This window comes from Gimesia benthica (genome assembly GCF_009720525.1).
Lineage (GTDB): Bacteria > Planctomycetota > Planctomycetia > Planctomycetales > Planctomycetaceae > Gimesia > Gimesia benthica.
The window spans coordinates 4957016-4969021 of the sequence record NZ_CP043930.1 but is presented as its reverse complement, the minus strand read 5'-3'; the positions used below and the strand labels follow the sequence as shown (position 1 = coordinate 4969021).

8 protein-coding genes and 1 pseudogene are annotated in these 12006 nt (G+C 43.5%); 4 read left to right on the top strand and 5 right to left on the bottom strand.

From position 1 onward, the window contains the following. The first annotated feature begins 733 nt into the window (after window positions 1–733). Both F1728_RS19335 and F1728_RS19330 read left to right on the top strand, forming a co-directional pair. Window positions 734–988: a hypothetical protein gene (locus F1728_RS19335; RefSeq protein WP_145043816.1), complete on the top strand. Its 255-nt coding sequence runs from the start codon at window positions 734–736 to the stop codon at window positions 986–988. A 24-nt stretch (window positions 989–1012) separates the two neighbouring features. Continuing rightward, entirely contained in the window at window positions 1013–1270 is a 258-nt protein-coding gene (locus tag F1728_RS19330; RefSeq protein WP_145043818.1) for a hypothetical protein, read from the top strand. A gap of 490 nt (window positions 1271–1760) precedes the next feature. On the opposite strand, the pseudogene F1728_RS19325 reads toward F1728_RS19330, so the two are convergent. The 5 genes and pseudogenes from F1728_RS19325 to F1728_RS19305 all read right to left on the bottom strand — a co-directional run bounded on the left by F1728_RS19325 (window position 1761) and on the right by F1728_RS19305 (window position 8682). Further along, window positions 1761–2935: pseudogene (locus tag F1728_RS19325) on the bottom strand (IS3 family transposase). Window positions 2936–3155: 220 nt separating this feature from the next. Beyond that, a complete protein-coding gene (locus F1728_RS19320; protein WP_145043820.1) occupies window positions 3156–4610 on the bottom strand; it encodes a sigma-54-dependent transcriptional regulator in 1455 nt (484 codons plus the stop codon). 3 nt (window positions 4611–4613) lie between these two features. Further along, window positions 4614–6149 carry a sensor histidine kinase gene (locus F1728_RS19315; protein ID WP_145043822.1) on the bottom strand — a complete coding sequence of 512 codons (1536 nt, stop codon included), beginning with the start codon at window positions 6147–6149 and terminating at the stop codon, window positions 4614–4616. Window positions 6150–7124: 975 nt separating this feature from the next. Beyond that, entirely contained in the window at window positions 7125–7529 is a 405-nt protein-coding gene (locus tag F1728_RS19310) for a transthyretin-like family protein (RefSeq protein ID WP_145043824.1), read from the bottom strand. Between the two features lie 154 nt (window positions 7530–7683). Next, entirely contained in the window at window positions 7684–8682 is a 999-nt protein-coding gene (locus F1728_RS19305) for a DUF1559 domain-containing protein (protein ID WP_145043826.1), read from the bottom strand. Window positions 8683–9392: 710 nt separating this feature from the next. Between F1728_RS19305 and F1728_RS19300 the strand changes: the two genes are divergently transcribed. After that, window positions 9393–9569, top strand: coding sequence for a transposase (locus tag F1728_RS19300; protein WP_145043828.1), 177 nt, complete (start codon window positions 9393–9395; stop codon window positions 9567–9569). Window positions 9570–10658: 1089 nt separating this feature from the next. Beyond that, window positions 10659–11891: an aspartyl protease family protein gene (locus tag F1728_RS19295; RefSeq protein ID WP_145043830.1), complete on the top strand. Its 1233-nt coding sequence runs from the start codon at window positions 10659–10661 to the stop codon at window positions 11889–11891. The last annotated feature ends 115 nt before the right edge of the window (window positions 11892–12006 follow it).

Here is a 12006-nt window from a genome sequence, read left to right as displayed (position 1 = left end):
ATATTGTATCGTCCTCAACTGCTGTCGTACCTATTCAATGAGTTTTGGGGCTTCCAGAATTCCACTTACTCAACTTGAGCTATTCAATCAAATTCTTTGTTCATTGTAAATTACTAAAATTTCGCTTGACGGCCCACTCACAGTTAAACATATTTATACCCACCCTGGTGCTGATTAGTTATGTATAAAAACATAACGTCTAACCAAACGATCAAGTACAAGACCTAAGAAAACGCTAGCACACTTAACATTAGCCACTGATTCCTATTCTGCACCAACGAACCCGCTATTAGATGGCATTTTAGTTTTTTCATCGCTTTCGTCGGGTATAAACATTCAAAAGCATATAAACTAAGAGAAGGGTTCAATTATGCCACGTGACGAACCTTTAGGCTACAGCGATCTTTTTCCTGGGGAAAATTTCGCTACCGTTTTGAGAACCGCCCATCGCCTGCTTCCCCCGCCCCTGAACGTGATCCACTCCGACCTGTACGAAATAAATTTGGAGATGCAGTTACCGATTACGTTATAGATGCCGTTGAACACGGTGGAGCGCACGTCGGAGATGTAGGCGACTATCGAGTCGATGTAAGCCGTCAAGTGAAGGTGTCAGCTTGCACATCACCAATGAAATCTGACATATTTGCTTCGTTTCTGCACAACTCAATTCCCCTGTTACTTGGAACACACAATGGATGGCAGAACCTATCTGCCAAACAAAGGAACAAATTCAATGCGATATTATGTGATTCACGGTTTATCTATTCGCGACATCATGGTCACGTCACACGGTGGTCAGCCTCCGATCCCAACACCGGATCGGCCAGCTGACTTCGGACTGCAGATCACTCCGAATGTCGACTATCACCGCGAGAATCTAGGGCATTATCTTGGTAACTTTGCTATCGTTCGCCATGATTCAAACCGCATCTTGTGTCGAGTAGATGACAATGGTATGGTGCATGCTTGGTATATTGACAATGAATGAACCACTTGACGAAGAGTTGAAATAATGCCGCGATATTACGGTGTCATGATTGATGGTGGTAAGGCTGTTATCGGAAACTTCACCGAGGAACCAAAGCACCTAAAAATCCCTAACCGCCCGTCAGACTTTCCATCACTGAATTTGCCTTTCGCTGAAGAAGCACGTATTCATGCGATTAATCCGCTGTATGCAGAATGGGTGTCGCGCACAAACATGCCGATCGTCATTCGTGTGGATGATCAAGGCCAAGCAGAAGCGTGGTTCGCAGAAATCGTAGAATAACGAGAGTCGCTCCGAGATCTTGGTTGTTATGTTTCCCAAGCGTCAAACCTAGCGCACAGCAGTTCGACAAAACACAAAGGCGAAGGAACGTCTCCAACTTACATCAGTTTTAAAGATCGATGTATAAAATTGACGAGTCGACTCCCCAGATACTCACCGGAAGCCTCATTTAGATTCCCGGATCTGCTAAATAACGATCGTTTAAAGTTTTCGCATCACATCGATCTAATCCGGCATTGATTCATGTTAGTACTGACCTTCTTAAAAAACTTGTATGAAGTCTTATGAAGGTTGGATTGGGTAATTTCGCTGTGCAGTTGAAATGAGAACATAGCCCGAGCGGAAACTCACAGCAACTTACAAATTTTGCCGACGTAATGTATCCCTGTAAACTGTGTGGAAGTTGCCTTTTGTAATCTTCCTTGCAGACTGCCGTCGGTTTACAGGACGTTCCCTGACGTGCCCCCACGAATGACACCAGTCATGCGACTTAGTGTTCTGTTGTTTTCATGGCTGTTCTGCTCGCCTGTTGGAGCGGAGCGGAAGCAGGCGAGCAGAACAGCTTCGCTTCCGGTACCGGGGCTCTGCAGCCCAGTGAACTGTGCGGTCTGATGGAGTTGTAATCTTTCCTCCAGCGTTCAATCAGTACTTTGGCTTCCCATAACGTATCGAAGATTTCACCGTTGAGCAATTCATCTCTCAGTTTTCCGTTCAACGATTCGATGTAACCGTTTTCCCAGGGACTGCCTGGTTCAATGAACAAGGTCTTCACTTCTACCCTGCGGAGCCAGTCACGAACACGCTCAGCCGTGAACTCTGGGCCATTATCACTGCGAATATGGTCCGGGACTCCACGACGCACAAACAGGTCACTCAGACGCCCCAGAACACTTTCGCTGTTCAACCTCCTTTCCAAATCAATGCACAGGCACTCCCTGATATATTCATCAAGTACGGTCAGCATCCGGAAGGCCCGGCCATCGTGTGTGCGACAATGCACAAAATCGTAGTTCCAGACATGATCGCGATACCGGGGACGTAGCCGGACACAGGAGCCGTCATTGAACCACAGTCGCCGGCGTTTCGGCTGTTTTTGTGGTACTTTCAGGCCTTCCTGTCGCCAGAACCGTTCCACTCGCTTGTGATTCACTTTCCAGCCTCGCCGTCGCAGTAACTCGGCCACGCGATGGTAACCATAACGGCCATACTGGCTCGCCAGATCGATGATCTCCCGAACCAGCCGGGGTTCATCTGAGGGAACCACAGGCTGCCTCCGTTGCGTGGAACGGTATTGTCCCAGGACACGACAGGCCCGGCGTTCCGAGACCTGATCATGTCCCAGGGAATCTCTTACGAAATTCACCGCCTTACTCCGTTTCGACGGGCTCAGTAGTTTCTCGAGGCAGCTTCCCGCAAAATGGCTTTATCCAGTTCAGACTCTGCCAGCAGTTTTTTGAGTCGGGCATTTTCCTTTTCCAACTCTTTCAGACGTTTGGCCAGATCCATCCGCAAACCGCCGTATTCACGACACCACTTGTAGTACGTCTGCTGGTGAATTCCCAGTTTCTTTCACATCAGGGGAATCGTCATCCCCTGAGCGAGATGGACCTCCGCTTCCCGGCATTTTAAAATGATTTGTTCGGATGAATGAGGTATGGTGGGCATGCTGCCTCCTCCTCAATTGGTGCAGAATCCTGATTAGTATATCAAGTTCTGGACGCGGTTAAGGGGGGCAGGTCAATTGATTGAAATCGATTAAAGGGCGACATCACCTTGTCTTTACCCATTAGATCATCAATTCAAGGGGCGCATGCCAATCCGAGGGGATATAGTTCATTTTTAGAGTCGGGTAGAACAAGCTACTTACAATTGCAAGGGTCATGTTTCAACCTTCTTCGGTGAGTATTCGCTTTTCAATACTTATTCCCAGATCTTCTATCCTGTTTCGCAAGGTACTACGTGCAACTCCTAAAATCTTTGCTGCTTGAGCCTGGCTACCATCTACGTGTCCCAACACACATGGCAGTAGGATTCGATCAATCTCAGAGTGTACTTTTCGGTGTAGATCCTCTTCTCCAGTTGATAGAAGATCTTCGACAAGCTTGTGGATCTCTAAGAGTGAATCAGAATTAAGATTACCGATTGTATTTGTTGTTGAATCTTCATGAACCTGCTTACACAGACAGCTTGAAGGGAGACATTCACGTGTGATCAACTCCCCCACAGACTGAATAAGGCAATGCTTAATGGTACTTTGAAGTTCGCGTACATTTCCAGGCCAGTCATGTCCCATCAGTATTTCTAGAGCATCTTCGGTGATACTACGAACGGAACTTGCAACTTGAGTACCTGCCGTTTTAATAAAATATTCAACCAAAGCAGGTATATCCTCAATGCGTTGTCTGAGCGGAGGTAGTTCTATAGAGAATACATTCAGGCGATAGTAAAGATCCCGGCGAAACTCACCTGATTCAACCATCTGATAAAGATCACGATTCGTTGCAGAGATAATTCGGACATCAGATTGGACAGTCTTATTGCTACCGACTCGCTCAAAACTTCCGTCTTGAAGTAACCGTAATACTTTAGCTTGTGTGGATGGAGACATGTCTCCAATTTCATCAAGAAACAACGTACCCCCATCCACTTGCTCATACTTTCCCACTCGTTGATGATCCGCACCAGTAAATGCTCCACGCTCATAACCAAACAGCTCACTTTCTAGCAATGCATCTGGAATCGAGGCGCAGTTTATTGCCATAAAAGGCCCATCCCTACGCTGGCTATGGTGATAGATAGCTTTGGCCACCATTTCTTTTCCTGTTCCACTTTCTCCCTGAATCAAAACAGTGATATCTTGAGGTGCTGCACGTCCAATTGCTTTGTACACTTTTTGCATAGCTGATGAACGGCCAATAATAGTATCTGCAGTTGAATTATATTTTGTATCACCAAAGAGAGTTGGAACATGGCTCATTCGACTTATTTCAAGAGCACGGTTCATAATTTCCCGGAGTTCATTAAATTGAACTGGCTTGAGCAAGTAATCAAATGCTCCTCTTTTTGTCGCTTCTATTGCCGTCTCAGTTGTAGAATGGGCTGTAAATATTATTACTGGGAGCCTTTTGTCAATTAGACGAATTTCGTTAAATACGTCTAGCCCAGACATATCTGGCAAGCGGACATCCAAAATGACAGTATCCGGCTGGAATTCTTTGACTAAATTAATTCCTGCACTACCTGTCTCTGCAGTAATGATTTCGAGATCCGTATCCTGCAAAGTTTTCCGTAATGAGTAAAGCAAATTTGGTTCATCGTCAATAATGAGTAGCCTTGCCAAGGTTCATGCTCCGTTCTTGGGACTATTATCAAGTTCAGAGTAATCCTCTCCCATGGACAGGATACCTCTAGTGGTCATGGGGATGCGAACTGTTATTACCGCACCTTTCTCTACGCCATTTGCAATCGTAATCTCTCCTTGGTGTGCTTCAACAATTCGCCTACAAGTAACCAGTCCCATTCCAAGTCCCTCATTCTTGGTACTGAAGAATGGTTCAAACGCGCGATTGAGAGCTTCTAGTGCGAGCCCGCATCCCTCGTCCCGGATTACAAGGAGGCAGTATTGTGAATTAATAGGATCGATTGATAATTCTAGCTCGACAGTACCCTCTGTTGAGATTGCATCAATTGCGTTGAGCAACAGATTGAGTATCAGTTGACGCATTTGTTTGTCATCAGCAAGAATAAAAATAGGGTAGGTAGTAGTTTCTACTCTGATTTTAACTCCAACCAAATCTGCTTTTGGCCTTAGGAACTCAACTGTTTGTACTGCTAGATTACGGAGGTCAACTCTTGTTAATTCTGTAGCTGCGGGACGTGCAAAATTGAGAAACTCTTGTAGGAGACGATCAAGTCTCTGCATTTCAGCATCAAGTACACGCAGATCTTTCTCATCCAGCGCTCGGTTTTGATCAGAGAGTGCCGATTGTACTAATACAGTCATACACATCAATGGGTTTCTAAGCTCATGAGCCAAGCCCGCTGATAATTGTCCTAGGGCTGCTAATTGATCAGAGCGGATTAATTCTCGTTGTCGGTCCTGCAATTGCTGGATTACTGTTGCAATTTCATCAGAAATAGTCTTCAACACACTTTCGATATCTTCGATCTCCAAGTCAGCCGACATTGTTATTGGCCCCACGACTTCGTTTAATTGCCCTGCTACATCTTTCAGGGGCAAAGTTAGTTTGACAATTGATCGACTAATGGTACTTGCCACTCCATAGCCGGTAATCAACCCGGCAATTGATCCACATGTTCCCAATAGAAAAAGCACCAGGACTAGACGATTGGCGAACAGTTTATTCTCACTACTGCTCGCTTCCAATTTCTGCTCATTGATGTTTAGAAAATGAGCTGCAGCAGGCAGAATATGATTTGACAACTCTTCCTCTACAAGAATCTCGACAATTTGCCTTAGAGCTGATAGATCAGAGGAGAGAGTGAGTTGACTTAATTTTGAGAACAGCTTTTCCAGACCTCCTTTAATCACTTCTATGGCTTTCTGTTCTTCAGAAGAGTTAGCCAATTGACTAGCTTTATTAAGCCATTCGTCGACTTGAGGTTTCATTTTCTTAACATGATCAATTCGATCACGATTGCCTCCAATCAAAAATTTGTTCAATCCAAAACGAATTTGCAGCAAGTATACATTGAGCTCTTCTGCTGCACGTATGCTGGCAACGTTTTGGTTCAAAACTTCAGAAGTTTGTCGTTGCAATCTCTGCACGTACCATGCTCCAGATACTCCGACAACCAGTAGTAACAAACTGACAAGCACAATGGGGCCTGCGATTCGAATTGTTGTCGTAAATTTCAATCTGCCATCCTAAGCTATATGAAACGTGACAGAATAAGTTCGTATAAACGACGATAATATCAAAAACTACCGTTGGTTCTCATTCTGTTTACTGTAGAGTTGAATGCCAGGGGCTCTTTTTATCTGGAAACACGAACGCCTATGTCTTCGATTTAAAAGTGATTGGAAAGCAATATCGATACAATAATGCATTTAGATCGGTGGCCACCCGATCACTCCTTTCGATTGGTGAGCCAGATGAAATAAGATAAGGTTTTGTAGATTGACCTTCCTTCAACTCTGTGCCAGTTGGGGCTCCACTCATTGCAAACTTTCCGTCAGGAATCCTGTTTTTGATGAGTACCTTACAGCGAAAAGACCTGTGCTGGTTCAGACATTACTGTCACAGTGACTATAGACAAATTTGACATACGCATTATCTGCAGGCTTTCCAGGACGACTACAGCCAAGCTTCACCCGATGCCAGCTAGATCGCCAACATAGTTCTTTGAAATGTATTCGAAGCTGCCATTGACTTGAAACATTTTAAAAAGAGCACCATTCTGGCATACGACGTTTGACAATACCGGACAACATCTATAACTACAACAGCCTGGCCATGCTCCATTATCTGCCCCTCACGGTCAAAGTCATCGTCTGACATCAACAGCTAATCTTTCCGTCCAGAATACAGCTGATTGGATTCCATACTTTTGCTTTCATTGGACTGACGGGCTGGAGTCACTCGCAACGAACAGTACAGCTTGTTATCCCGATGGGGAGTGTAACTGATCTACAGGCCTTCTTCAGAGTAGGAACGATCCACCAGTTTGCATTTTACGCATTAGCCCCCCGCTGGAGCAGAATGTGTGCGCGACAATAATTATAGCACACACGAATGGCCACCAGCCCATACAGTCTTATTGTAAATCAGCGTTTCCATCAATGGGTTTACCATATTATTGAATGATCGATTATATCTTTGGGAATAACTGACTATTTTGATTTCAATGAAAAATCGAAAGAATTGTTTCCAGGTTTTACTTCTGCTTTTAATCCTGTCTCTGTACCGTACAAATATTTTTTGGGGATCGGAACGGCGAGTGTTTCGCCTGTTGGGGTTCCAAAACCTATTGTATGACTTCCCAATTTGGCTCCTTTTGAGTGGTGCATGTATTCAAGTTCGTATTTCCCGTTCTCATCCAGGGTTCCGGCTGATTGGCGACCATTTTCCGGAGAGAATACGATAATGGCGCCAACAAAAGGTTTTCCATCCATTGTAACTGTTCCTTGAACGTAGCCTAAATCTGGCTGATCGCTTCCCCGTTGACCGCATCCCAGAGCAATGAAAATAATCATAAAAAGTAAAAACTGTGATGAAAATCTACTGATTGAAACCATCTATCTAACCTCTCTATGTACGGTCACTTTAAATTGAGAGCTCCATAGAGCCCAAGCAAGATTAGACATAGCAAATCAATAAGCCCCTTTACTCTCTAGGTTTGGTTGTCTAGTTGAGATAGCAAGTGTTGAATACGATTCTTGCAAAGTATGATTAAAACTCTCCGATGACCTGTCCATCATTTTTGGAAAGTAGTCTTTCAAATGTACTGTCTATTTGAAAGCCGGAACCGATGCTGTTTCCCCTGAAATCGAGATTCTCACTCAGAAAACGGACAGCACCATCACACATAAGAAAATGGGCGCCACCAACATGTGGACTACTAAAACTACGTGATTGATGGTTTGACTGAATTACAGTCTGGTTGATCCCCCAATAAGCAATCCCAAGTACCGCAGTTCCGCCATTTTTGATTCCACTATTTGTAACCGCGCTGAACCCCATAACGGTCCCTGCTCCAGTTTGTAATTGACCCACTTGAAAGGCACGCTCACCTACTGCGAGAGTATTGCTTGTGCCATCTGTAATATCACGAATACGTGTATTGGAATTCTGAGCACCAATCCCGTTGTGGGCTCCATAGGTGACAGGAGTAACAGCGGGGGTAGTACTGTCTCCAGATCCTGACACCATTACATAATTAGACTTGGCAATCGCAATTCGATTTGTTCCGTCCGACGTAACACGTCGATCATAGCCAGACGTATTGTTCCAAGTATTCAAGGCGGGGCCGATATCGGAGGGGCAGTTAAAAATGGGAATTGGTGTTTCAAGAATACCCCTTGTGATCGGATTGGTAAGATTAGCCTGCAGTCGAACATCACCAACTCTTAACTGTTGGAATAATGGAGCCTGATCCAGGAATGGTAAAATGAATGCTCCCCAGCCATAAAGTCCTTGTTCAATAGAACCAGTGTTTGCTGGGTCAACGCTTACATATCCAGGGGGAAATACTCGATGCGTGTCGTTGTAGTTGTGCATTGCCAAACCGATTTGCTTCAGATTGTTTTTACACTGTGATCGTCGTGCTGCCTCCCGCGCCTGTTGCACTGCGGGTAACAACAAAGCAATGAGAATTGCAATGATCGCTATAACGACGAGCAACTCTATTAAAGTAAAACCATTCACATTTTTCATTCGCTCTTTGTTCATAACATTTCCTGATTTTTAAGATTAAATAAAAACACCAAGAAGGGACGGTATCGCCTGAAAAGTGATTTCAAGCATTCACATCTGGCCTTCACGCCAAAGCCATACTAACCCTGCAAGCCCTCTAATTTTCAGTACGTCTTCAGAGATACTTTATACAGAGTGATTTGATACGGTTACTTAGAATGTGTCATTTAAGTAACCACTGCACGCCCTGTCGAAAAACGGCCAGGGTGGGCATATTTCGACAGCCATTTACCAATGAAGTCGAGCATTCTCCTAGGCCTTCTGTTGGAAATGGCTAGATGCAAATTGCATGCCCTTTAACACTTTTTCGTGCTGCACCAAGAATGCCTGGCTGACATGCCGAATACCAGCATGCAATGATAAGTGTACTACTCATCACTCATGAATCGATATGCCTCTAGTTGGTTCATCCGTTCGACTCAAACGCTATTGGGCAGTAGCAGGCCCGCGAGAAATTCACAGTCTTGCTTCCAATGCGACACGAAATTTAGCGCCTACCAATCTGGAGTTGGCCTGCTTTTCAAAAACTGGTCCAATTGTTAAGAAGGCTCTTAGCGTCCTTTTGACGAGGAGAACTTTTGATGAACAAGAGAAGAAAACGTCATAAACCCGAGCAAATTTTCCGCAAGCGGCGTGATACGGATGCGATGCTGAATGCTGGTAAAGGTCTGGCATCCATGCTGTAGATCCTGGAAGTCAATGAATCGACTTATCTGCGTTGGAGAAATCAGTACGGCGGTATGAAATCGGAAGAAGCCAATCGCCTCAAACAGCTGGAAGACGAAAACAAACGACTGAAAGAACTGGCCTTCGATTTGTCTCTGGACAACAAAATGCTGAAATATATCTCGGAGGGAAACTGATAAGTCCTTCCCGAAAACGAGCCGCCGTCAAAGCGATCCAGGATGAGTTCCATACTACAGCGTCATGTTTATAAATACCCTGTCGTTTTTTTTTCAAGGAGGCAAATACCTGGCAGCCAATACGATGGGTACAGTCTTTCTGTAGAACCCCGATTAAAATAATTACAAGTAGGGCAAAACAGATTAAACCTCTTCAAAAAAACACTTTAACCCTTTTGATATTAATATATTTATTGAGCTACTAAATTCGGCATATGTTTTGCCTTCCAGAACTCATAAGCATCCCAGTTAAAAATACAGTCAATAGAATTGAGTTTGGAGTCAGTAAAATGATTGCCCCAAGGCCAGAAAGCAAAATAGATAATCAACAGGTTGCTTTGTCAAAGTTAAGGCAAGTGAATGGCATTGAGAGAATTAAATTGCTTTCGTTAAAGGATAGGAAGCAAAGTGATCACTCAGATCAACTTCAATTAATTAACATAGATTCTAAGTCAAACCGATCCATTAACGCCCTGTTGATGGTCTTGACTGGAGCCTGCATTGCATCATCATGCTATATTTGGTCAAGGCTGCTGTGAATCCATAGTACATCCTTACCTTGTGGCATTCCTGTGTATGACAGACCGATTCATCACTATTTAAAAACAAGGTAGTGTACCCCTCCCCTAACATCCATGTCGTTTGCGTTTTTTAGCCAGGCACAGTTATATGCAATTCGAGACACATCCTAAATATTCAGCCTATATCTGAAAGGAACGCGAAACGAATCAAGTTTTCTTCGCAATGCTGCTTCAATTCTTTCTCAAGGTGTTCCACCCTGTGTTTGCTACATATAGGTAAGCTGGATTCAGTTCATTTTGAAGGACTTTATCTATATGCAAAATAGTTCTTTTCTATTTATTCAGAATTGAGACATACACAGAAGTTGTTTCTTCCCGCAAAAACCTACATGAAATTTTAAGATTATAAAAAACCCTGAATAAAGTACAAATCAGACGATTTCTAATTGATTTTGCTTTCTTTTCATAAAATTGCTGGGCTCAGTACATACCACTCACAATTTATAAGAATCCTATCCTCGAGAAGAACATGAAACGAATTTATAAAGCGAGAATCAGGTTTATTCTCAGCATTTGGAATATCATATTCTTGGGAATTTTCCCCTTGAATGAACTCATGGGGGACGAAGAACTGAATCTAGCTCCCAATCGAGCTGCACTGGAATATCCTGTGGGAAAATTTGGTCGACCATTACTCATTCCTGTCACTTTAAACGGACGGACAATTTCATTTCTAGTCGACACAGGTTCGAGCAAATCAGTATTCGACAAATCATTGAAAGCTGAACTTGGGCAACCATTAGAGCAGAATCTAATTCGAACCCCAGGAGGACGTGTATCAGCGGATCTATTCAAGTGCCCCAATGCTAAGATTGGTAATATAAATCTCAACTTTGTAGGAACTATTATCCTGAGTGATTTGAGACCACTTAGATACGCAACAGGTGAGGAAATATTTGGAATTCTGGGAACCGATTTTCTGCGAAAACATATTATCGAAATTGATTTTGATAGAGGTAGATTTCGAATCTGGAGTACTTTTCCTCGACAATGGTTAAACACAAGCGAAAAATTTCCAGTTTCGATACAGGATGGGGTCCCACGAGTTTTCGCTGATTTACCTGGAAATAAAAGCTCGAGTTTTATCATCGACACTGGTGCTAATGCATCTTGCTTAAATAAAAAGATTTTTGATTCTCTTGACAAAGAAGGGAATCTTACTTTCTCGGCATCTAAGCGTAGTTTTACATTAGGCGGCGAAATTCAATCAAATTCTGGCTATGTTAAACAACTTTCCGTCGGTCCGTTCGTGCATCAGAGCGTGCATCTAGATCGAGGTAGTGATAGCAGGTTTGGGCTCAGGTACCTATCACGCTATAAAGTTCTGATTGACTTCCCTAAGGGAGATGTTTACCTCCAAAAAAGTACAAAATATTCACTGCCGGACTCCACTGCCACTAGTGGGATGTCACTAATTCAGATTAAAGGAGCAAAAGTAGTTTATGCAGTAAAACCTAAAAGCCCTGCCGGAAGTTCCGGGGTCAAGCCGGGAGATATTTTGGTAAAAATCAATGGCCGTTCGTGTAGTGATTATGATCTGTTTGATCTATATGGTTCGTGTAGTGATTATGATCTGTTTGATCTATATGAATTACTCACCACGAAACCAGGGGAAGTTATCAGTCTCATCTTTTTGCGACAGGATGAAAGTCGATCAGTACTCATAAAATTAGAAAAGCAGATTTCGAAGATTACTCAATAATTTGAATCAATCACTAGGAGCAAAACAAGAAGATTCATGAAGCGATTTGAGAACTAAGGACCCTCTCTGTTTTGACAAATCAATTTGATAATAGGCACCTAAGGACCTCATAAAT